A 21,779-nucleotide genomic window follows, 5' to 3' on the forward strand; every position below is an offset into this window, starting at 1 on the left:
CAGAGTCCTCTCAAAGATGCTCCGTAGAACTCGGCCTGGGTGATGGGCTTGCGCGAACTAGAGACTTTGATTGGAACCGCGACCATGCCGGTGGCGCTCGACCGCGCCGGCGAGCCGCGGCGACTGCCGCACGTCGTCGACCACAGCGCGTACCGGGTGGTGCGCGAGACGCTGGCCGGTGCGCGCAAGGCGACCGGCGCGACCGTCGCGATCGAGTACATGCCCGGCGCGCTCGCCGTGCAGGTCGACCACGACGGCTGCGGCTCCTCGCTGGAGGAGGTCGCGGAGCTGGCGGCCGCGCTCGGCGGCGGGCTCACGGCCGCCCGGGCGCAGGGAGGCTTTCGGGTGCGTGCCTGGCTGCCGACCGAAGCCCAGCCGCTGTATCCCGCAGGGCTGCTCGCAGCGCATTGAGCGCAGGCCGCCGCGCGCTGCCGTGGCGGATCGCCCCGAACACGGTGCGGGTGAGCGTCGCCTCGGCGACCTCGCGGGCGACGACCGACGGCTCGCGGTCGGCGCCCACCAGATCCGGCAGCAGCGTCACCGCCTGCCCGTTGGCCACCAACGCCAGGAGCATCAGCAGGTCGTTGGAGTGGTGGCGGACGTCGGGCTCGAAGCCGCCGAGCGTGCGGCACGCCCGGATCATCAGCTCGGCGTAGGCGCTGTCGTCCTTGCCGATCGCCCACGGCTCGTCCTTCAGCGCGGCGAGCGCGACCGGTCCTTCACCGCGCGCCAGCCGATGGTCGGCGGGGATCACGAGGTGGAACTGCTCCTCCAGCAGCGGCTCGAGATCGAGCCGGTCATCGCGCGGGCGCGGGAGGAACGGGTACTGGTCGGCGAGGACCATGTCGAGCGTGCCGAGCGCGAGGCTCGGCAGCGAGGTCTCGGGCTCGGCGTCGGTGACCTCGACGCGCAACGCCGGGTGCTCGGCCCGCAGCCGCCGCAGGGCCGGCGCGAGCAGGTACAGACCGGCCGACTGGATCGCGGCGACCCGCAGAGTCCCGGTGATCTGCTCGTGGGTCGCCTCGAGATCGGACTCCGCCTCCTCCATCCGCTCCAGCAGCGCGTCGGTGTGGTGGACGAGCTGCTGCGCCGCGGCCGTGAGGCGGACGTTTCGGCCGACGCGCTCGAGCAGCGGCACGCCCGCCTCGCGTTCGAGCAGCGCGAGCTGCTGCGACACCGCGGACGGGCTGTAGTCGAGCGCCAGGGCCACCGCGCCGATCGTTCCGCGGGCGTTGAGCTCGCGCAGCAGGCGCAGGCGCTTCAGGTCCAGCATCGTGAAGAAGAACTACACGATCATCGTCAGAACTTCCAGTGGGAATGGATGATCATGCGCGCTGGAATGACCCACATGAACCAGCGCACCGGAGCCCTCCTCGTCCTTGCGTCGGCGGCCGCGTTCGGTGTCATGCCGATCTTCGGCAAGCTCGCCTTCGAGGCGGGCGTCGGCGTCGCCACGCTGCTGTTCGTCCGCTTCGCGATCGCGGCGCCGGTCCTGTGGGCCGCCGTCGTGGCGCGTCGCAGCTTCCCACGCGTGGCGCGCGGCGTGCTCTACCGCGCGCTCGCGCTCGGCGCCGTCGGCTACGCGGCTCAGGCAGGTCTGTACTTCATGGCGCTGCGGCGGATGGACGCCTCCGTGCTCTCGCTGATCCTCTACAGCTACCCCGCGCTCGTGACGGGGGCGGCGATCCTCCTCGGACGCGAGCCGGCCAACCGGCGGCGTCTCGTCGCCCTCGTCACCGCGTCGGGCGGGCTCGTCCTGGTCCTGGCGGGCGCGGGTGCGGGGGACTTCGACCTCGTCGGCGCCGCGCTCGGCGCCGGCGCGGCGCTGACCTACACGACGTACATCCTCGTCAGCGACGGCGTGACCGGCGAGCTCGACGCGCTGCCGCTGGCCGCGCTCGTCTCGACCGGAGCGGGCGTCTCGCTCGGCGTCGTCGCGTTCGCCACGGGCTCGATCGACCTCGGCTTCGACCCCGCGGGCTGGCTGTGGCTGGCGCTCGCGGCGCTGGTCTCGACCGTCGGCGCGGTGGTGCTGTTCTTCAGCGGCATGAGCCGTGTCGGGCCGTCGACGGCGGCGATCCTGAGCACGCTCGAGCCGCCGGTGACCGTGACGCTCGTGTTCGTCACATTCGGCAGCGCGCTCGGCGCGGTCCAGCTGCTCGGCGCCCTCGCCGTCCTGTCGGCGGCGGTGATCGTGAACCTCCCGTCGCGGACCGCATCGCTCGCCTGAAATCCGGGTATTCGGTGGGCCATGCTCAAGCTCACCGCCGCAGCAGCCTTGTCCACGCTGTTGATCGCGACCGCGCCGGCGGAGGCGAAGACCTTCCGCGGGAAGACCAGCCAGGGCCGCACCGCCTCGCTGGTCACCGGCGCGGACGGTGTGCCCAAGAGCGTGCGCGTCTCCTGGCGCGCGCCCTGCAAGAAGAAGGGCTACCGCGCGACGGGCGGCACCCGGTTCACCGCGCCGTTCTCCTCGGTGAGCGCGGACGTCGTGACCGACACCGGCAAGAGCTACCGGGTCCGGATCAAGGGCGGCATGCGCGGGCGGATCACGACGAACCTCGTCGTCAACCGCTCCGGCGAGCAGTGGGTCGGGACGCTCGGCGTGCGCGAGCTGTTCTCCCGCAAGGGCCGCGTGATCGACGTCTGCGAGGTCAAGCGGGTCCGCTTCACGCTGGGCTAGCCTTCGGGGCGTGGCGAGCCTCGTCTCCGTGAACGTCGGCAGGCCGCGGGAGATCTCGTCTCGCCGCGGCAAGCCCTTGATGTCGGCGATCTGGAAGGCACCGGTCGAGGGTCGCGTCCGGGTCGAGGGCGTCAATCTCGCCGGCGACGACCAGGCCGACCGCAGCGTCCACGGCGGCCCCGAGAAGGCCGTCTACGCGTACGCGCGCGAGGACATCGACTGGTGGGAGAACATCCACGGCGACCTTCCGAACGGCGTCTTCGGCGAGAACCTGACGACGCTCGGGCTCGACGTGTCCGGCGCGCTGCTCGGGGAGCGGTGGCGGATCGGGACGGTCGTGCTGGAGGTCTGCCAGCCGCGTCTGCCGTGCTCGAAGCTCGGCATCCGCTTCAACGACCTGCGGATGGTCAAGGCGTTCGCCAAGGCCAGCCGCCCCGGCGCCTACATGCGGATCGTCGAGGAGGGTGAGCTCGGGGCGGGCGACGAGATCGAGGTCGTCTCGATCCCGGACCACGGCGTCACGCTCGCGTTCGCCGCCGACGCGTGCTTGAAGGACCGCTCACTCGCGCCGGCGGTGCTGGCCGTGCCGGGCCTCTCGCACGAGCTCCGCGCCGAACTCCTCGAAGCCGCTTAGCCATGGACCGGCGAGCGGTGCTCGCGGCCTTCGACGAGCAGATTCGTCGCGATCCGACGCCCGAGCCCGACGGACTCATCGAGCACGACGGCCGTGTGATCCGGCGCATCGGCGGGGTGGATGGATGGAACGGCGTGGTCTGGAGCGGCTTGGACGCCACCGACGCCGACGCCGTCATCGCAGCGCAGGTCAGCCGGTTCGCAGAACTGGCTCGCCCGTGGGAGTGGAAGCACTACTCACACGACCGACCCCTGACCTCCCGGAACGGCTCCTCGCCGCCGGTTTCACACCCGAGCCCACCGAGGCGCTGCTCGTCGCCGAGATCGCCGACCTGACACTCGACGTGCCGCCGCCCGCCGGCGTGGAGCTGCGTGCGGTCGTCGACCAGCCGGGCGTCGACGCGCTCGTGTCGGTGCACGACGAGGTGTTCGGCGAGGACCACGCCGCGTTGGGCAGGGCCTTGCTGTCCGCTCTCGAGCGCGGGTCCAGCTCGGTCGCGGCCGTGATCGCCACCGCGGCGGACATTCCGATCGCCGCCGCACGAGTGAATTTCCACGCCGGAACCGACTTCGCCAGCCTCTGGGGCGGCGGCACGCTCAGCGCATGGCGCGGTCGCGGGGTGTTCCGAGCGTTGATCGCCCACCGGGCGGCCCTGGCGTCCGCCCGGGGCTTCCGCTACCTCCAGGTCGACGCATCGGCCGACAGCCGGCCGATCCTCGAGCGCCTCGGTTTCGTCGAGCTGGCCGCCACGACGCCGTTCGTGCACCCCGGTCGTCGCTGACGGGTCAGAACTTCTTCGACTCGGCGACCGCGAGCTGGTCGGCGCGGTCGTTGAGCGCCTTGTACTCGTTGCCCGCGCCGGTCTCGTGGCCGCGCACCCAGTGCCAGCGGACGTTGCCGAGGCGGTTGACCTCAGCCTCCAGTGCCACGATCAGGTCCTGGTTCTTCACGGGCTTGCCCGCCGCGGTCTTCCAGCCCTTGCGCTTCCAGCCGGGCAGCCAGACCGTCATCGAGTTCAGCATCAGCTGGGAGTCGGTGACCACGGTGACGTCGGCACCGTCGGGGAGCGAGCGCAGGCCCTCGAGCGCCGCGGTCAGCTCCATCCGGTTGTTCGTCGTCTGGGGCTCACCGCCCGAGTGCTCGACCGGTTCGCCGCCGTCGGCGGGGATCACGATCGCGGCCCAGCCGCCGGGCCCGGGGTTGCCCGAGCACGCGCCGTCGGTCCAGACCAGCGCCTCTCCGGGGCGCTGCTCGACGGGGGTCTCCTTGATGGCGGGGCGACGGCGAGGGGCAGGCATCGGCCGGAGAAGATAGAGGGGGGTGGGGACAACCTCAGTACGAAACGCCATCGCGCCCCAGGGAGAACGTGACGATTCGGCGCGATGGTTGACACCATGGGAAACACGTACATGGAAGAGCACGACGAACCCCGCTCGGAGATCGACTGGAAGCTCGCCCGCACGATGCAGCTCAGCTTCTCGGCGCTGATCGTCTTCGTGATGGTCGTGATCTGGATCGCGACGGGGTTCGGCGATTATTTCTGGCCGATCTGGGTGTGGTTCGGCCTCACCGTGCCGATCGCGGTGCAGTACGCGATCCGAAGGGCCGGCGCGGGACCGCGCCAATGGCGCGCGCTCAACACCCACGCCAGCCTGGCGGTCGTCGCCGGCGGCATCCTGACGTTCATCTGGGCGATGACCGGGTTCGGCTTCTGGCTGTTCTGGCCCCTGTTCGGCATGGTCGCGTTCCTCGGCCTGCATGGGCTCTCGACGGTGTGGTGGCGCGCGCTGCATCCGCAGCGTGAGAAGGAGCTGACCGAGCGGGTCGAGACCCTCACCCGCACCCGCCGCGGCGCGCTGGACGCCCAGGCCGCCGAGCTGCGCCGGATCGAGCGCGACCTGCACGATGGCGCGCAGGCCCGCCTGGTGGCGCTCTCGATGCAGCTCGGCCGCGCCGAGGACCGGCTCGACGACCATCCCGAGGCGGCGGAGCTCGTCCGCAACGCCCGCATGGAGGCGTCCAACGCGATCAAGGAGCTGCGCGACCTCGCCCGCGGCATCGCCCCGCCCGTCCTCTCCGACCGCGGCCTGCCGGCGGCCGTCGTCTCGCTCGGCGAGCGCAGCGCGCTGCCCGTGAAGGTCTCCGCGCGGCTGAACCGCCGGCTCTCGCCCGTGGTCGAGTCCGCCGCGTACTTCGTCGTGGCCGAGTCGCTGACCAACGCCGCCAAGTACGGCAACGGCGCCGAGGCCAAGGTCTCGCTGTTCGAGGAGGGCGGCCGACTGGTCGTCGAGATCGACGACGAAGGGCCGGGCGGCGCCGACCCGAACGGCAACGGTCTTTCCGGCCTGCGCAACCGCGTCGAGGCGCTGGATGGCATCCTCGTGGTGGTGAGCAACCCAGGAGAAGGAACGACCGTGCACGCCGAGCTGCCGTGCGAGTAGTCATCGCCGAAGACCAAGCACTTTTGCGCGAAGGCATCGTCGCGCTTTTGAGAGACAAGGGGATCGATGTCGTGGCGCAGGCGGAGGACGCCGACGGCCTGCGCCGGATCCTCGCCGGGCACAAGCCGGACCTCGCGATCTGCGACGTCCGGCTGCCGCCGACGTTCACCGACGAGGGCATCCGCGCGGCTCTGGAAGCGCGCGCGAAGTACCCCGGTCTCGGCGTCCTGATCCTCAGCCAGTACGTCGAGCCCGTCTACACCGCCGAGCTGCTCGACTCGGGCGAGGGCGGGATCGGCTACCTGCTCAAGGAGCGGGTGGGGGACGTGAAGGCGTTCATCGGCGCGGTCGAGACCGTCGCGCGGGGTGGAACCGCGCTGGACCGCGAGGTCGTCTCGGAGCTGGTCCGGCGAAGAGACCCGTCCGGCTCCGGCGGCGCGCTCGGCGCGCTGACCCCGCGAGAAACGGAGGTCCTCGGCCTGATGGCCGAGGGCCGGACCAACACCGCCATCGCCCGCGCCCTGGTCGTTACGCCGGGCGCGGTGGAGAAGCACATCTCGAACATCTTCAGCAAGCTGGACCTGCCCGCCACGGACGAAGACCACCGGCGGGTTTTGGCCGTTCTGACGTTCCTCCGCGACGAGGGGTAGGGAATTCCACAGGGTCAGACACCCGTGCTCCGCATGGTCGCGGAGCACGGATCGGGCGAGCATGAAACCCATGCTGATCCCCGCTCTGAACCGCACCGCCCGTGACGCCGCCTACCTGACCCTCGGACTGCTCACCAGCGTTCTCGCCTTCGGCGTCTGGGTCGCCGCGCTCACGCTTTCACTCACGCTCGCGATCCTGATCGTCGGCATCCCCGTGATCATCGGCTCGGCCTACGTCATGCGCTGGACCGCCGAGCTCGACCGCCAGAACGCGGCGCTTGTCTTCGGCCGGCCCGTCCGCGGCCACTACCGCTCGCACCGCGGCGGCTCGCTCGGCACCCGCGTCATGAAGACGCTCCGCGACCCGCAGGTCTGGCGCGACCTCGGCTGGCTGATCACCCACTCGATCGTGGGGTTCGCGTTCGGCGTCGCCGCCGTCACGCTCGTCGCCGTCGTCGCCGGGGTCGCCGTGCTCCCGCTCTGGTACTGGGCGCTGCCGGACGGCTTCGACATGGGCATCTACAACGCCGACACCTTCCTCGAGGCCGTCGGCACCGCGTTCCTGGCCATCCCGGCCGGCTTCATCACCGTCTGGGTCCTGCGCGGGATGGCCAAGTTCCACGCCTCACTGGCCGTCGAGTTCCTCGGGCGGCGCTAGGACGTGGCCGAAGCGCAGGTACGTGTGGATCTCGCCGGGCTCGGACCACTCGAGCAACTCGCTGGTCGTGGGGGAGAAGAGCACGCGCACGGTGGCGCGCCCGGTCGGGATCTCGACCCCGTTGCCCGCGCGGCCGCGGTGGTCCTTGACGTTCTCCAGCGGCGTGACGCCCTCGTAGTTGCGCAGCACGGTGATGAGGGCCGCACGCTGCGCGGGCGTCGCGTTCGCCTCGGTGAGGAGCAGGATGATGTCCCGGAGCACGTCGTACTTGACGTCGCTCCCGAGCGGGCGCCATGACCCGCCAGGCGTCCACCGGCCATCCCGGTGGGCGTCGATCAGCAGCGCCCCGAGCTGCGCCGGGTCGGTGGGGAGGTCGCGCAGCGGGACCTTGGCCAGCGCGCCGTCGCCGTAGAGGTTCGGCATGTCCTTCGGGGTCTCGAGCCGGCGGTCGGCCAGCATCCGCTGCGACTGGTCGGTGAACTTCGCCTTGGCCAGCGACGCGAGCGCCTTCTTGCGCTGCTCGGCCGGCAACTTCTCGAAGCGCCGCGCCCAGTCGGCCCGCTCCTCGTCCGGGGTGGGGAAGTGTCCGGAGACGAGCTTCGCGCCGGTCGTGAGCCGCACGCCCTGCCAGTCGCTGCTCGTCCAGCTCTCGTCGGTCGTCTCGAGCGTGTAGCGGTCGTTGGTGCGCCGCTCGACCTGCTCGACGTAGCGGAAGCCGGTCCAGGCCGCCGGGCCGGGCTGCTCGGCGGCGACCGCCGCCGCCGTGTTCAACAGCGCCGCGGCGCTGAGCGGCGCGGCGGGCGGCGCGTTCGGGTCGCTCGGCAGCGCGGCGAGGGCCGCCGTGACGGCGACCGCGGCTGTGGCGGTGACGGCACCGATCCGAATCCGGCGGCGTCGCGTGCGCCGGTCGGCGCGGGCGAGCAGGTGACGGATCTCGTCGTCCGTCGGCTCTTCGGGCACGAGCGGGGCCAGCAGCTCATCGATCATCTTCGGCCTCCAAGGTCTGGCGCAGCGCCTCGCGCCCGCGGCTCAGCAGCGAGCGGACGGTGGCGGGGCGGCACCCGAGCGCGCGGGCGATCGCGTCGTCGGGCAAATCGTGGACGTAACGGAGCGTCAGCGCGGCGCGCTGGCGAGGGGGGAGGGGGGCGAGCAGCGCGAGGGCCTGCTCGAGCGGCTCCTGCGCCGGATGGTGCGCCTCGGTCAGCTCGACGGTCTCCCGCCGCTTGCGCCGGCGGGTCTCGTCGATCGCCTTGCGCACGGCGACCTTGTGGAGCCACGCGTCGAGCTTGGCGGGATCGCGCAGCGAACGGGCACGCTGGACGGCGACGATCGCCACCTCCTGCGCGACGTCCTCGGCGGCCGCGTGGTCCCCGAGCACGCCGAGCGCGGTCGAACGGGCGACCGACAGCGCCCGGGCGGCGAGGTCGGTGCGCGAGTCCGCGCGTACCGCCGAAAGCGACGCGGCGATCACGCGGTGGTCTGCGGGTTGGGCATGCTCGTAAGACGCCACGGGCCACCCGCAATGTTGCGATACCTGGCAACAAAGTGGCCGGACCGGTCCAGTAACTTATGCGGGCATGAAGGGATTGGCAGGGCGGGGAGTGCTGGGAGCGCTCCTGGTGTGCGGAGCGCTGGCCGCGCCCGCGCAGGCGACGATCCGGCAGGGCGCGGGAAGCGACCCGGCCGGAGATTCCACCGGTGGACCGGGGACGGACATCACGCAGGTGGCGGGAACGGCGGACGACGCGGGGAGCGCGACCGTCGCGATCCAGACGAGCGCTGCGTCGTGGGCGGACACGTGGCTGGTCGGCATCGTGGGAACGCGCAACGGCAGCGCTTGCGGCGCGCCGTTCGTGCTCTTCCTCGGGTCGCCCACGACGAACGAGGTGGCGTTCTCGCGCGAGTCGGGCTCGAGCAAGGTCGGCCAGATGAGCATCTCCGGCACGACGGTCACGCTCTCGGGCTCTGATCCGAGCCTCGCGCAGCCGTTCGACTGCGCGATCGCCTACACGTTGCCGGCGGGCAACACGAACCTCAACGCGGCCTACGACACCACGGCGAACGCGCCGGCGACGCTTGCGCCGCCGCCGCCCGCGGCGACGCCGGCACCGACGCCCGTTCCGCCCGCGCCGACGCCCGCGCCGACGGTCACCAACACGCCGCCGGTGCCGGTGTCCAAGGCGGCCAAGCTGACGATCTCGCTCGGCGGCGCGCCGGCGACGATCAAGCGCAACACGTCGATGACGCTGACCCTGAGGATCGCCAACGACGGGTCGAAGAAATCGTCGAAGGTCACCGTGTCCTTCGGCAAGGCGCGCGGGCTCTCTGGGCTCGGAGGGCCCAAGGCGCTGACCGCGCTCAAGCCCGCGCAGAAACGGACGCTCAAGCTCAAGGTCAAGCTCACGAAGTCCGCCCGCAAGACCACCACGCTCAAGGTCACGGTCAAGGCCGGCAAGCTGAAGGCGACGAGCGCGGTCGTGTTGACGATCGGCACCGCGAAGAAGCCGGTGCCGCAGCCCGAGACCAAGAAGAGCCCGATCGTCGGGACGTTCTGGTGGCGCAACGTCAACCACGTCGACTACGCGTGGGACAACCGCGCGCTGTACTTCGTCGACGGCGGGACGGTCTACAGCGGCTTCCCGAAGGGCGGTCTGCCGGCGACGTGCACGACGCCCGTCGCCGAGCCCGACGAGGAGGTGGACACCCGCGAGGGCTGCCTGCCGTACACGTTCGACGAGAAGACCGGCGCGGTGACGATCGGCGACAAGACGGGCACGTTCAAGGACGGCCGGCTGACCATCGACGGCAACGGCTACACGCCGCTCTCCATCCCGCCCGCCGGAAAGCGCTACCAGTTCAACGAGCAGAAGCACTCGAGCTTCAGCGGCTTCTGCGGCTTCATCACCGGCTGCACGACGACGCAGGAGTACCTGACGATGACGCCCGACGGGCAGTTCGTCCTCACCCGCAGCACGCTGTCGACCATGGGGGACCCGGGCTTCGGCCCGTACACGGCGGCCGCGAGCTGGCCGCCGGACCAGCACGGGACCTATGACGTCCAGGCGGGCGGGAAGATCGTGCTCACGTTCGCCGACGGCACGGTGCGGACCGAGACGTTCGCCGAGGACACCAAGGACGGCCGGCCGAGCCCGACCGGAGAGGGCGTCTTCGTGGGCGAGGACAACTTCTACCCCGAACCCACCTGATTTCAGCATCGTGGTGATCCGGGCGCGTTTCTTGCCGCGGATCACCACGAGTGGCATCTCTCCGGCGACCGACACGGAGGAGACGCATGTCCACTCGCTTGAAGGCGGTACTCCCGCTCACGTTGTCCATCGGCGTTCTGGCGTTCTTGGCCTCGGAGTTGGCGCTGAACTTCACGTTCCACTGGGTGACGGTCCAGGACGGGGTGTTCGGGAAGTACGGGCTGCCGCAGAACCTGCATCTGGTGCTGCCCGCGCTGTTCGTGTCCTGGGGCCTGTTCTTCATGCTCGGCGCCGACACGGCGGCGCTGGGGAAGACGATCACGGCCGCGTTCACGGGCGCGCTGTTCGCCGGCATCGCCATGTACTTCGGGCCGCTGTTCGCCGACTCGCCGGACTTCTGGGGCCTGGCGCTGTGGATCGGGCTGACGGCGGCCGGCCTGATCATCCTCTCGACCGTCGTGGAGGACGACCGCTTCGCGCCCGCACCCGCGTTCGCCTGCTACGCGTCGGTGTTCTTCTGGTGGATCGCCACGGGCCTGGACAACTTCGTCCCGGGCGGCAAGGGCGCGCACTCGGTCGACGCGGTCACGGCGGCGATCACGAACAAGCCGCTCGCGGCCGGCACCGGCGCCTTCGGTGGGCTGATCTCGATGTCCTGGATCGCCGTGGTCGTCAGCATCTTCGTGTCGCTCGTGGTCGGCAGCCTGTTCGGGCTGTTGTCCGTCAAGCTGGCGGGACTGTTCGGGCGGATCGGCGCTCCGGCGCCCTCAGAGCCGAACGTCGCCGCTCCCGCGTAGGGAGTCGGTCTGGACGCTTCCGGGTTTCCGCCCAGGGCGTCCAGGGCAGGCGAGCGCCATGTACCGACGTACAAGAACCATCGCTGCCGTGCTCTCCAGCGCCGCGTTGTTGGGCGCCGGAGCGCCGGCAGGAGCGCTCGCGCACGGCGGTGACCACGGCCGTCACGGCGACCGCCACGGCTGGCACGGCAAGCGCGGCCACGACCGCGGGCTCGGCAGGATCGCCCGCGAGCTCGGCGTCACCAAGGACCAGCTGAGATCCGCGCTCAAGGCCGCCTCCGAGCAGCAGAAGGCCGCGGCCAAGCCGCCGTCGTTCAAGGAGCTGCTGGCGCAGCATCTCGGCGTCACCACCGATCAGGTCAAGGCCGCGGCCGAGGCCGCCAAGGGCGCCGACTCCAAGGACGCCTGGCTCGCCGCCTTCGCCAACGCCCTCGGCAAGGACACCGCCACGGTCACCGCGGCCTTCGACGCCGCTCGCACCGACCTCAAGGCCCAGTTCAAGGCCGCCCACGACGCGTTCATCAACGCCGTCGCGCAGCAGCTCGGCCTGCCAGCCGACAAGGTCGCGGCCGCGTTCGAGCGCAAGCACGGCAAGCGTCACGCCAAGCACCACTAGTCCGTGTGCGCGAGGAGGCTTTGTAGGGGAGCCTCCTCGTCAGATTAAGAACCTGGTCGAATTGCGTGGTCGGGGCGTGGGCCGCCAGCTAGCTTCACGCCCTACATGCGGCGCACTTTCCTGCCGGCGGGCGCTTTGGCGGCCCTCGCGGCTCTGACGGTCACCACCACCGCCCGCGCGGGGACGATCAACGTGCCGGCCGGCGATCCGGCCGCGCTGATTGCAGCGATCACCACCGCGAACGGGACACCCGACGCGGACACGATCAATGTGACCGGCGTCTACGCGTTCAGCGCGGCTAACAACTTCTGGTACGGCCCGAACGCGCTGCCCGCGATCACCAGCGACATCACGATCGCCGGCGATACATCCACCGGCGCGACGATCCAGAGCACGGCAGGAACGCGCCTGCGGTTCTTCTTCGTGTCCGGTGGCCGCTCGGGCCTCAGCGCCGGGACGCTGCGGCTGACCCGGGTCCAGCTCGCCAACGGCCTCGCCCTCGGCGGCAGCACGGCCTTCGGCGGTGGCGGGGCCGGCATGGGCGGTGCGGTCTACAACCAGGGCACGCTCACGCTCGACGGCGTCACGATGTCCGGCAACACCGCGACCGGCGGCACCGCAGGCAACGTCAACTCCAACAGCGGCGGCGGGATGGGCCAGGACGGGCAGCTCGAGGGCGGCGGCGGGTTCGGCGGGTCGGTCCCCGCCAGCGCCGGTACGGGCGGCAACGGCGGCGCGGCCGCCGGCGGCGGCGGGGGTGGCGGTGGCTACGCCGCCGGTGAGAACGGCGCGAACGGCGGACAGCCGGGCGGCGGCGCGGGCGGCGGGTCCGCGAACGGTCTCGGCGGCGCGAACGCCAGCGGCACGCGCGGCGGCAACGGCTCAGGCGCGGGCGGCCAGGGCGAGCCCGGCCAAGGCGCGGGCGGCGCGGGCGGCGCGTTCGGTGCGGGCGGCGCCTCGAGCCCGGCGGCCGGGGGTAACCGCGGCGGCTCCGGCGGTGGCGGCGTCGGTGGTGGTGGCGGCGGCGGGTCGCCCATGTTCGGCGGCGGTTCCGGTGGCTTCGGCGGCGGTGGCGGCTGGGCCAATTACCGCTCCGGCAGCGGCGGCTTCGGCGCCGGCGGGGCCGGCGGCGACGGGCGGGTGGCCGGCGCGCCTCCCGGCAAGGGCGGCTTCGGCGGCGGCGACGGCGGAGGGAACGTGGCCGGCACGATCGGCGTGGGCGGCGGCGGCGCCGGGATGGGTGGGGCGATCTTCAACGACCGCGGCACGGTGACGGCGGTCAACAGCACGTTCGCCGGCAACACCGTCACGGGTGGCACGAGCACGTCCGCTTTCATCGGTGGCGTCGGCAGCGCGGGGGAGGGCGGCGACGCGCTCGGTGCGGCGATCTTCAACCTCAACGGCACGCTGACGCTCACCCACGCCACGATCGCGGGCAACACCGCGACGGCCGGCACGGGGAGCACCAACGGCGTCGCCTCCGGCTCGATCGCGACGGTCGGCTACGACTCCGCCGTCGCCCGGACCGCGATCACGACGATCCGGCAGTCGATCGTCACGGCCGCGGGCACCAGCGCGACCACTACGTCGTCGCCGACCCAGGTGGCCGATGGCACCACCAACCTCTCAACATTCACCCAGACCGTTACCGGCGGCGCGTATGTCGGCACCGCCGATCCGCAGCTCGCGGCGCTCGGCGACTACGGCGGGCCGACCCGCACGATGGCGCCCAATCCCGGCAGCCCGGTGATCGGCGCGGCAACCGCGCAGGGCCTCGCGACCACCGACCAGCGTGGCTTCCCGCGCGACGGGGCCGCTGACATCGGCGCCGTCGAGACGCAGGCCACATCGGTCGCGGTCAACAACGCCACGACCCCGTTCTCCGCGACGGCGCGCAGCATTCCCGTGAGCGCGACCATGACCCCCGCGCGAGGCGACACCGCGCCGGGCACGTTCACGTTCTCGGCGGGCGCGGCCGGCAGCGGCTCCGTGATCCCGACGAGTGGGTCCGTCTCCGCTTCGCTCGCCATCCCGGCCGGCGCGGCGCCCGGCACCTACACGCTCACCGGCAGCATCCCGGCCTCACCCGGGTTCGGCGCCGGCACTGGCACGGCCACGCTGCGCATCCTCAACCCGCCGCAGGTCTGCAAGGACGTCTCCGGCACCACGCCGTTCGAGACGGCGATCACGATCAACACGGACTGCGCGGGCGTGGGCCCCGTGACCGTCGCCGCCGGCACCGCGGCGCACGGCACCGTCACGATCGTCTCGGGCGCGCTGCGCTACACGCCTGCCGCGGGCTACGCCGGCAGTGACGAGTTCACCTACACGACGACCAACGAAGGCGGCGTGTCCAACACGGCCAAGGCGACCGTGAAGGTGCTCAACAAGCCGCAGGTCTGCAAGGACGTGTCGGGCACGACGCCGTTCCAGACGGCGATCACGCTCAACACCGACTGCACGGGCGCCGGCCCGGCGACGGTCGCGGCGGGGAGCGCGGCGCACGGCAGCGTGGCGATCGTCGCGGGCGCGTTGCGCTACACGCCTGAGGCCGGCTTCATCGGCACCGACGAGTTCACCTACACGACCACCAACGAGGGCGGCGCGTCCAACGCGGCGAAGGCGAGCGTGAAGGTGCTCGCGCCGCCGCCGGTCTGCAGCCCCGTGAGCGCCACGACGGCGTTCGAGACCGCGGTGTCGATCGCCGTCGACTGCACGCGCACGGGAACGGTCGCAGCGGCAGCCGCTCCGGCGCACGGGACGGTCTCGGTGGTCGCGGGCGCGCTGCGCTACACGCCCGCCGCGGGCTACGCCGGCAGTGACGAGTTCACGTACACGGTGACCAACGAGGGCGGCACCTCGAACACGGCCAAGGCGACCGTGAAGGTGCTCAACGCGCCGCAGGTGTGCAAGGACGTCAGCACGACCACGCCGTTCCAGACGGCGGTCGCCGTCGGTGCCGACTGCACCGGCGCCGGGCCGGGGACCGTCACGATCGTGGCCGCGCCGGACCACGGCACGGCGACGGTCGAAGGGAGCACCCTCCGCTACACGCCTGCCTCCGGCTACGCCGGCACCGATTCGTTCACCTACCGGGCGACCAACGAGGGCGGCGCCTCCAACACGGCGAACGTGAGCGTGAAGGTGCTCAACGCCGCGCAGGCGTGCAAGGACGTGAGCGCGACGACCGCCTACCAGACCGCGGTGACGATCGACCGTGACTGCGCGGGGGCCGAGCCGGGGACGCTCGCGGTCGCGGCCGACCCGTCGCACGGGACCGTGACCGTGGTCGCGGGAGCGCTGCGCTACACGCCCGCGGCGGGGTACATCGGGGCCGACGAGTTCACGTACACCGTGACCAACGAGGGCGGGACGTCCAACGCCGCCAAGGCGTCGGTCCGGGTGCTCGCGCCGCCGCCGACGTGCAAGGACGTCAAGGCCACGACCCCGTACGAGACCCGCATCGAGATCCCCGCGGACTGCTCGCGCTCGGGTTCGCCGGCGGTGTCGACCGCGCCGTCGCACGGCACGGCGACGATCGCCGAGGGCGCCATGCGCTACACGCCGGCTGCGGGCTTCAGCGGCAAGGACACGTTCCGGTACACGTCGATGAACGAGGGCGGGGTCTCGGAGTCGGCCGAGGTGGAGGTGACGGTCCTCCCGCCGGCGCCGACCTGCGCGAGCTACACGACGACCGCCGGAGCCGGACGAGCGCGCACGCTGACGCTCGCCTGCGTCAGCGTCGGCGCGCCCACGTACGCGATCGTCGGCAGCCCGGCCCACGGCACGCTGACCGGGTTCGACCCGGCGACCGGGACCGTGGTCTACACCTCCGACGACGCCTACAAGGGCACGGACACGTTCACCTACCGCGCGAGCAACGCGGGCGGCGGCGCCGTTGCCGCCACGGTCACGATCGCGGTGGCCGAGCGGCCCGGGATCCAGTCGGCGCCGTCCGGCGGCGTGACCCTCGGCGGGACGGTCTCGGCGACCGCGGCGGTGTCGCCGCGCTTCGACCCCAAGCCGGGCGACAAGGTCGAGTTCCGCCTCTACAAGGACGGCTGCACGGGCGCGCCCGTGTTCACCGACGCCGCCGACGTGGACGCCGACGGGAAGGCGGCGTCCGGCCAGTTCACGCCGACCGCCGCCGGCGCGTATGCCTGGCAGGCGACGTACCTCGGCGATGCCGGGAACCTGCCGGTCACCGGCACGTGTGACCCGGTGACCGTCACCGCGCCGCCGACGGTGCAGCCGGCCACGGTCCAGCCCGCTGAGGCGCCGGTCTGCGGCGATCCGGTCGTCCTGCTCGACGTGTCCCCGGTGGGCAAGCAGGCGCGGGTGAGCGGCATCGTGCGCCGTGCCTTCGCCGGCCGCGAGGTCACGATCCTGCGCGCCGGCAAGGCGGTCGGCGCCGCGACGGTCACCGCCGATGGCGCGTTCGCGGCCACGGTCGACGGCCCGGCCGCCGGTGACGTCAAGCCGGTCATGTACACGGCCGCGGTCGACGGCAACCGCAGCCGCGCGTTCCGCTACGACCGGTACGTGCGCATCACCAAGCGCTCGGGGATGAAGATCACCGGCCGGCTCGCGATCAACCGCAAGCCCAAGACGGCCACGGTCCTGCGGGTGAACGTGTGCACCGGCCGGCGGACCGCGACCACGATCAAGGTCAGCCCGAGCGGCGCGTTCACGTTCACGATGCGCGGCCCTGACGCGGGCTCGCCGTACGTGCTCTACCGCGTCACGGCGAAGCTCGCCGGCAACGGCAAGACCTACACCACGCAGGTCGCCGCTACATAAGCCGGAGAACACGGCGGGGAGGCGGCCTTCGCCTTCCCGCCGATCACCCCGACCGGGTGATCTCGCGCCACCCCCGGAGCAGTACGGTCGCGCCCATGAGCGCCTACGGCTACGCCGACCGTCCCGCACCGCAGATCGCGACCGGCACGCTGTTCGGTCGCGTCATGGGCCTCGTCGCCGTCACCGTCCTGGCAGCGACGCTCGGCGTCTACGTCGCGCGCGGCTGGGGCGGCGCCTGGTGGTTCGTCGCCTGGCTGCTGTCGCTCGGCTGCCTGATCGGGCTCAACGTCGCCAACTCACGCGGGAACACGGGAATGGCGCTCGCGCTGCTGCTGCTCTTCGGCCTGTGCACCGGCGCCAGCGTCGCCGCCACGATCAACTACTACGCGGAGACGGACCCGATGGCGGTCCGCCAGGCGTTCGGCGCGACCGCGCTGTTCGTCGGCGTCCTCGGAGCGGGCGGGTACATGACCCGCCGCGACCTGTCCTTCCTGTACCGGTTCGCGTTCTTCGCGCTGCTCGGCCTGCTGCTCGCGGGCATCGTCCTGATCTTCGTGCGCATCCCGGCCGCCTACACGCTCTACAGCTTCTTCGGCCTCGCGGTCTTCGGCCTCTACGTGGTCATCGACTTCAACCGCCTCCGCCGCGCCGGCAGCGAGGAGGCGATCCCGCTGGCCGCGGGCATCTTCCTCGACGTCTTGAACATCTTCCTGTTCTTCCTGCGGATCTTCGGCGGGCGCAATTAGCGGGGAGGTGTCGCACCGATTGGGTGTCGGTGCTACACTTCGGCCGTGCCGACGACCCGCCCGCGTTACACGATCACCGACGCGGGGGAGATCACCGCGATGCTCGACGTCGCGCAGCGCCGCTGGCCGGATGTGACGGATCGCAAGGAATTGCTGGTCCGGCTCGCCGCGATCGGTCTGGACGCGATCGCGTCCGAGGTCGACGCACATGCACGCGAGGAACGGAGGCGCCGGCAGCTGGATGCGATGCGGCGAGCGGCGGAGCTCGTGGACGTCGACGCGCTGCTCGCCGACACCGCCTGGCAGTGACGCTGTTGCTGCTCGACAAGTCGGCCTACGTCCGCGGGGCGCCGACGGCGGGTGAAGAGGACGAGCTCTGCCTGTGCGCGATCACTCGGCTGGAGCTGCTCTACAGCGCCCGCTCGCCGGCCGACTACCAGCAACTCGAGACCGACCTCGCCGAGTTCCGTGACCTGCGTATGAACGCCGAGACGTTCGACATCGCGCTCGGCGCCCAGCGAGAGCTCGCCGATCGCGGCCGGCACCGCGTCTCGATCCCCGACCTACTGATCGCCGCGTGCGCGCAGCAACACGGAGCGGACGTGCTCCACGTGGACCGCCACTTCGACGCCCTTGCGTCGGTGCTCTCGTTCACGCTACGGCGGGCTGACGCGCCGGATGGTAGTGCTGAGGCGTGACAAACGGTAGCGTATATAGCTGCCATTTGGTAGCGTAGAGGAGTGGCGGGCTACCGGCGCAGGAGCATCGACGACGAGTTGGACGAGCTGGTCGGCGCGCTCCCGGCGCTCGCGCTCGAGGGTCCCAAGGGCGTCGGCAAGACCGCGACCGCCCAACGACGCGCCGCGACGATCGCTCGTCTGGACGAGCCGGCGCAACGGCAGATCGCTGAGGCAGACCCCGGTCGGCTCCTTGCCGGGGACGGCCCGGTGCTCCTGGACGAATGGCAGCGGGTCCCGGCGCTCTGGGACGCGGTCCGGCGCGCGGTGGACGACGGCGTTCCGCCGGGGCCGTTCCTCCTGACGGGCTCGGCCGCTCCGGCCGACGACCCGCAGCGACACTCCGGTGCCGGTCGCATCGACGTGCTGAGGCTGCGCCCGATGACGCTCTCCGAGCGCCTCGACCTGGACACCACGGTCAGCCTCCGAGCGCTCCTGAGCGGTGACCACGACGAGGTGGGCGGCACGAGCGAGCTCGGTTTGTCCGCGTACACCGAGGAGATCCTCAGCTCGGGGTTCCCGGGTATCCGCGCGTTATCGGGGCGCGCGCGGCGGGTGCGCCTGGACGGCTACATCAGCCGCATCATCGACCGCGACTTCGCCGATGAGCTGGGCCAGCAGGTGCGACGTCCGGACACGCTTCGCCGATGGATGATGGCCTACGCCGCGGCCACGTCGACCGTGACCAGCCTGGAGAAGATCCGCGACGCGGCGACGCACGACCAGGCGACGCCCGCCAAGACGACCGTCCTGGCGTACCGGGACGCGCTCACCCGCCTGTTCATCCTCGACCCGGTCGACGGCTGGGCGCCGACCAACAACCACCTCAAGCGTCTGACGCAGAGCGCGAAGCACCACATCGTCGACCCGGCGCTCGCTGCCGCGCTCCTGGGACTCACCGAGGACAAACTCCTCAAGGGCGAGGGCGGACTCGCGGCGGTGCCGCGCGACGGCGCCTTCCTCGGCGCGTTGTTCGAGTCCTTGGTCACGTTGTCGGTTCGGGTCTTCGCGCAAGCGGCCGAGGCGCAGGTGCGGCACCTGCGCACGCGGCGCGGCGACCGCGAGGTCGATCTGATCGTGCAAGGGCGCGGCGGCGAGATCGTCGGCATCGAGGTCAAGCTCTCAGCCACCGTCGATGACGTCGACGTCGCGCACCTGCGCTGGCTGCGCGACGAGCTGGCGGGCGAACTGCGCGCCGCGGTCGTGATCACCACCGGCCCGCACGCCTACCGTCGTCCCGACGGCATCTATGTCGTGCCGCTGGCGCTGCTCGGCCCGTGACGCAAGGCGGTTCGCGACGGGGAACCCCTCTCTCGTCGCACCTTGAATGCTCGCTAATCGACGTTATGTGAACTTGGAACGAGAGGGCGGAAGGAGCCCGACGATCAGGTGGTTGTGCTGTGAGCAGGGCCTTCTTTTCCGGCGGACCGTGGTTACGCTCACTCGCATGACAGCGCCTGCACGCCGCCAATGGACCGATGAAACCATCCGTGTTGAACTGCTTCCGATCGCCGAGGAGCTCGGCCGGATGCCCAAGAAGACCGAGCTGACCGAGCGCGGCATCGGCGGCCTGTGGGCCGCGATGGGTCGCCGCGGCGGGGTCGACTCGTGGCGCGAGGTCGTCGCCGCGCACCTCGCTGGTGCGCCGGTCGCCGAGCCCGTGGTCGCGCCGGTCGCCGAGCCGGTCGTCGAGGCGCTGGTGCCGGTCGAGGAGCAGATCGCCATCGCGGCGTACTTCCTGTTCCAGAACGGGCATCCCGGCGGGCCTGAGACGCACTGGCAGGTCGCCGAGCGTCAGCTCGCCGTCGCCTAAAACCGCCTAAGCGATCTGGAGAGCGGCGCGGCGTTGCGCTTTGATAGCCCGCCGTGCGTGTCGCTCTCCTGACCGGTGTCTGCTTTCTCGCGCTCGCCGCGCCGGCGAGCGCGTGGATTCCGAACGACCCGGGAACGGCCGGGACGACGCCGGGTGGCTGGCAGCAGGATCAGTGGAACTTCCTGCCCGGCACGGGCGTCGATGCGCCGCGGGCGTGGGACAACCTGATCGCCGCGGGTAGGCCGGGTGGCAAGGGCGTGAAGATCGCCGTGCTGGACTCGGGCGTGGACTACGACCGCTCGCCGGACCTGTCGAGCATCCACTTCGCGCGCGGGCGCGACTTCTGCTCGCGCACGCTCAACACCGAGCTCGCGTGCCAGGGCGAGGACAACAAGCCCGACGACCAGTACGGGCACGGGACGCACGTCGCGAGCACGATCGCCGAGACGACCAACAACGGCAAAGGTCTCACCGGGCTCGCCTACGGCGCGACGGTGATCCCGGTCAAGGTGCTCAACCGCTACGGCGACGGCGACGAGTTCTCGATCGCCAAAGGCCTGCGCTACGCCGCTGACCAAGGCGCGCAGGTGATCAACCTGAGCTTCGAGTTCGGGTCCTCGATCACCTCGGGCTCGGAGATCCCGCGCATCCGCGCGGCGGTCAAGTACGCGCGGCGCAAGGGCGCGCTGATCGTCGCCGCCTCGGGCAACATCAGCTTTGACCGCGTCTCCTACCCCGCGGCACTGCCCGGCGTCGTCTCGGTCGGCGCGGTCACCGAGCACGGCTGCCTTGCCGAGTACTCCAACACCGGCTCCGGCCTGGACCTCGTCGCACCCGGCGGCGGCAAGGACGCGCCGCTGCCCGAGGCCGCGTGCCGCCCGAACGACCCACCGGGCCGCTCGATCCTCCAGCTCGCCTTCACCCGCAAGAACCGCACGTTCCGCTACCCGAAGAGCTACGTGGGCACGAGCATGGCCGCGCCGCACGTCTCCGCGACGGCGGCGCTGATCATCGCTTCCGGCGTCCTCGGCGCCAGGCCGACGGCCAAGCAGATCGAGAACCGCCTCAAGCTCACCGCCCACGACCTCGGCACGCCGGGCAAGGACACGGTCTACGGCTTCGGGCTGATCGACGCCGGCGCGGCGACCGCGCCGGCCTGATTCACGACAGGCGACGCTCGAGCAGCAGCTCGCACGCGTCGACCGAGGTACGCAACGCGTATGAACACGAGCTCGTCTCCTCTCGAGCGCCCCTGCCGAGCCTACCGGCGGCGGCTCGGCGAAGGCAAGGCGGAGCTCAGCCCCGGCGCATCAGCCGGCCGACGGCGCTCATCAGCTCGTCAGCCTGGTCGCCTGAGTCGTCCGGGCCGCCGTGGCCCTCGAGCAGGCAGTGGCGCGCGTGGCCGTCCAGGAGGCCGAGCGCGACTTTGTCCAGCGCCGCCTGGATGGCGGAGATCTGGGTCAGGACGTCGATGCAGTAGCGGTCTTCGTCGACCATGCGGGAGACGCCGCGCACCTGACCCTCGATGCGGGCCAGGCGCTTGTTGAGCTGTTCCTTGGTCGCGGTGTAGCCGCGTGTCTCGGCCATACCCCCACAGGGTACACCACCGGGGGGTTGCCGCCCCCCGGACCCCCCGCTTCAGACCGCGATGCGCTCTTCCTCATGCAGGAGGAAACCGGCCGCGTCGAGGACCTTGCGGTCGCGCAGCCGCGTCAGCCGCTCCTGGGCTTCGACGTCGGTCTCCCAGGCGGCGACGGCGGCGGTGTCCTCCATGCTGCTCAGGCCGTGCTGCTCGGGCTCGTCGAAGGCCTGGCGCAGCCAGGCGAGGTCGTCGGAGATGCGGCGCGGACGCTCGGCACGGCCGGCGCCCGGCTCCCAGGGATTGTCGCCGGCGCGGCGCTCGGGAACGCCTTGCGGGCGCGTCAAGGCGACGGTCAAGGCACCCATCCAGTCGGGGCGCGAGGTCACGAGCTCCAGTACGGCCATGGCGGAATTCTT

24 protein-coding genes are annotated in these 21,779 nt (G+C 71.6%); 18 read left to right on the plus strand and 6 right to left on the minus strand.

What is annotated here, in order from left to right:
• Window positions 1–84 precede the first annotated feature (84 nt).
• Entirely contained in the window at window positions 85–411 is a 327-nt protein-coding gene (locus G569_RS0121665) for a sensor histidine kinase (RefSeq protein WP_028064980.1), read from the plus strand.
• On the opposite strand, the gene G569_RS0121670 is transcribed toward G569_RS0121665, so the two are convergent.
• Window positions 314–1,273, minus strand: a complete 960-nt coding sequence (locus tag G569_RS0121670; RefSeq protein WP_028064981.1) for a LysR family transcriptional regulator — start codon at window positions 1,271–1,273, stop codon at window positions 314–316. The two genes, G569_RS0121665 and G569_RS0121670, sit on opposite strands and share 98 nt — an antisense overlap.
• 75 nt (window positions 1,274–1,348) lie before the next feature.
• Here G569_RS0121670 and G569_RS50420 point away from each other — a divergent pair, with 75 nt between their 5' ends.
• From G569_RS50420 to G569_RS50430, 4 genes are all read left to right on the plus strand, one after another.
• Complete coding sequence (locus G569_RS50420) at window positions 1,349–2,230, plus strand: DMT family transporter (protein WP_053226773.1); 882 nt, start codon at window positions 1,349–1,351, stop codon at window positions 2,228–2,230.
• Window positions 2,231–2,251: 21 nt separating this feature from the next.
• Complete coding sequence (locus G569_RS0121680) at window positions 2,252–2,683, plus strand: hypothetical protein (RefSeq protein ID WP_028064982.1); 432 nt, start codon at window positions 2,252–2,254, stop codon at window positions 2,681–2,683.
• Between the two features lie 10 nt (window positions 2,684–2,693).
• Window positions 2,694–3,317 (plus strand): MOSC domain-containing protein, encoded by a 624-nt coding sequence (locus tag G569_RS50425; protein WP_037498173.1) that lies wholly within the window; start codon window positions 2,694–2,696, stop codon window positions 3,315–3,317.
• A gap of 223 nt (window positions 3,318–3,540) precedes the next feature.
• Window positions 3,541–4,098 (plus strand): GNAT family N-acetyltransferase, encoded by a 558-nt coding sequence (locus G569_RS50430; RefSeq protein WP_211233048.1) that lies wholly within the window; start codon window positions 3,541–3,543, stop codon window positions 4,096–4,098.
• 4 nt (window positions 4,099–4,102) lie between these two features.
• Here G569_RS50430 and G569_RS0121695 read toward each other — a convergent pair whose 3' ends face one another.
• Complete coding sequence (locus G569_RS0121695) at window positions 4,103–4,615, minus strand: ribonuclease H family protein (RefSeq protein WP_028064983.1); 513 nt, start codon at window positions 4,613–4,615, stop codon at window positions 4,103–4,105.
• A gap of 84 nt (window positions 4,616–4,699) precedes the next feature.
• On the opposite strand from G569_RS0121695, the gene G569_RS50435 reads away from it, so the two are divergent.
• The 3 genes from G569_RS50435 to G569_RS0121710 all read left to right on the plus strand — a co-directional run bounded on the left by G569_RS50435 (window position 4,700) and on the right by G569_RS0121710 (window position 7,066).
• Window positions 4,700–5,758: a sensor histidine kinase gene (locus tag G569_RS50435; protein WP_053226774.1), complete on the plus strand. Its 1,059-nt coding sequence runs from the start codon at window positions 4,700–4,702 to the stop codon at window positions 5,756–5,758.
• Window positions 5,749–6,408, plus strand: coding sequence for a response regulator transcription factor (locus G569_RS0121705; protein ID WP_028064984.1), 660 nt, complete (start codon window positions 5,749–5,751; stop codon window positions 6,406–6,408). The genes G569_RS50435 and G569_RS0121705 overlap by 10 nt, the downstream gene beginning before the upstream one ends.
• 70 nt (window positions 6,409–6,478) lie before the next feature.
• Window positions 6,479–7,066 (plus strand): sensor domain-containing protein, encoded by a 588-nt coding sequence (locus G569_RS0121710; RefSeq protein ID WP_028064985.1) that lies wholly within the window; start codon window positions 6,479–6,481, stop codon window positions 7,064–7,066.
• Here the strand turns inward: G569_RS0121710 and G569_RS0121715 are convergent.
• Window positions 7,034–8,053 carry a hypothetical protein gene (locus G569_RS0121715; RefSeq protein ID WP_028064986.1) on the minus strand — a complete coding sequence of 340 codons (1,020 nt, stop codon included), beginning with the start codon at window positions 8,051–8,053 and terminating at the stop codon, window positions 7,034–7,036. The two genes, G569_RS0121710 and G569_RS0121715, sit on opposite strands and share 33 nt — an antisense overlap.
• A complete protein-coding gene (locus G569_RS50440; protein ID WP_084285346.1) occupies window positions 8,043–8,576 on the minus strand; it encodes an RNA polymerase sigma factor in 534 nt (177 codons plus the stop codon). Before G569_RS50440 ends, G569_RS0121715 begins: the two co-directional genes overlap by 11 nt.
• A 67-nt stretch (window positions 8,577–8,643) precedes the next feature.
• Between G569_RS50440 and G569_RS0121725 the strand changes: the two genes are divergently transcribed.
• From G569_RS0121725 to G569_RS50455, 10 genes are all read left to right on the plus strand, one after another.
• Window positions 8,644–10,272, plus strand: coding sequence for a hypothetical protein (locus tag G569_RS0121725; protein WP_157592209.1), 1,629 nt, complete (start codon window positions 8,644–8,646; stop codon window positions 10,270–10,272).
• Window positions 10,273–10,358: 86 nt separating this feature from the next.
• Window positions 10,359–11,069 carry a hypothetical protein gene (locus G569_RS0121730; RefSeq protein ID WP_157592210.1) on the plus strand — a complete coding sequence of 237 codons (711 nt, stop codon included), beginning with the start codon at window positions 10,359–10,361 and terminating at the stop codon, window positions 11,067–11,069.
• Between the two features lie 88 nt (window positions 11,070–11,157).
• A complete protein-coding gene (locus G569_RS0121735; protein ID WP_028064989.1) occupies window positions 11,158–11,685 on the plus strand; it encodes a hypothetical protein in 528 nt (175 codons plus the stop codon).
• Window positions 11,686–11,790: 105 nt separating this feature from the next.
• On the plus strand, window positions 11,791–16,485 hold the full coding sequence (locus tag G569_RS58610; protein WP_157592211.1) for an Ig-like domain-containing protein: 4,695 nt from the start codon (window positions 11,791–11,793) through the stop codon (window positions 16,483–16,485).
• 95 nt (window positions 16,486–16,580) lie between these two features.
• Window positions 16,581–17,231 (plus strand): Bax inhibitor-1/YccA family protein, encoded by a 651-nt coding sequence (locus G569_RS0121745; protein ID WP_028064991.1) that lies wholly within the window; start codon window positions 16,581–16,583, stop codon window positions 17,229–17,231.
• 45 nt (window positions 17,232–17,276) lie between these two features.
• Window positions 17,277–17,540: a hypothetical protein gene (locus G569_RS63930; protein ID WP_028064992.1), complete on the plus strand. Its 264-nt coding sequence runs from the start codon at window positions 17,277–17,279 to the stop codon at window positions 17,538–17,540.
• Window positions 17,537–17,929, plus strand: coding sequence for a PIN domain-containing protein (locus tag G569_RS62810; protein WP_053226775.1), 393 nt, complete (start codon window positions 17,537–17,539; stop codon window positions 17,927–17,929). Before G569_RS63930 ends, G569_RS62810 begins: the two co-directional genes overlap by 4 nt.
• Window positions 17,930–17,971: 42 nt before the next feature.
• Complete coding sequence (locus G569_RS0121760) at window positions 17,972–19,249, plus strand: ATP-binding protein (protein ID WP_028064993.1); 1,278 nt, start codon at window positions 17,972–17,974, stop codon at window positions 19,247–19,249.
• Window positions 19,250–19,415: 166 nt separating this feature from the next.
• Window positions 19,416–19,781 (plus strand): DUF2934 domain-containing protein, encoded by a 366-nt coding sequence (locus G569_RS61370; RefSeq protein ID WP_169542215.1) that lies wholly within the window; start codon window positions 19,416–19,418, stop codon window positions 19,779–19,781.
• 53 nt (window positions 19,782–19,834) lie between these two features.
• A complete protein-coding gene (locus tag G569_RS50455; protein WP_053226776.1) occupies window positions 19,835–20,941 on the plus strand; it encodes a S8 family serine peptidase in 1,107 nt (368 codons plus the stop codon).
• Window positions 20,942–21,077: 136 nt separating this feature from the next.
• On the opposite strand, the gene G569_RS0121775 is transcribed toward G569_RS50455, so the two are convergent.
• Both G569_RS0121775 and G569_RS0121780 read right to left on the minus strand, forming a co-directional pair.
• The gene (locus tag G569_RS0121775) at window positions 21,078–21,368 is read right to left on the minus strand and encodes a metal-sensitive transcriptional regulator (RefSeq protein WP_028064995.1); all 291 of its coding nucleotides are present in this window, start codon (window positions 21,366–21,368) and stop codon (window positions 21,078–21,080) included.
• A gap of 51 nt (window positions 21,369–21,419) precedes the next feature.
• A complete protein-coding gene (locus G569_RS0121780) occupies window positions 21,420–21,767 on the minus strand; it encodes a hypothetical protein (RefSeq protein WP_028064996.1) in 348 nt (115 codons plus the stop codon).
• Window positions 21,768–21,779: the final 12 nt, after the last annotated feature.

Origin of the sequence: Solirubrobacter soli DSM 22325 (assembly GCF_000423665.1) — a bacterium.
Taxonomy (GTDB): Bacteria; Actinomycetota; Thermoleophilia; order Solirubrobacterales; family Solirubrobacteraceae; genus Solirubrobacter; species Solirubrobacter soli.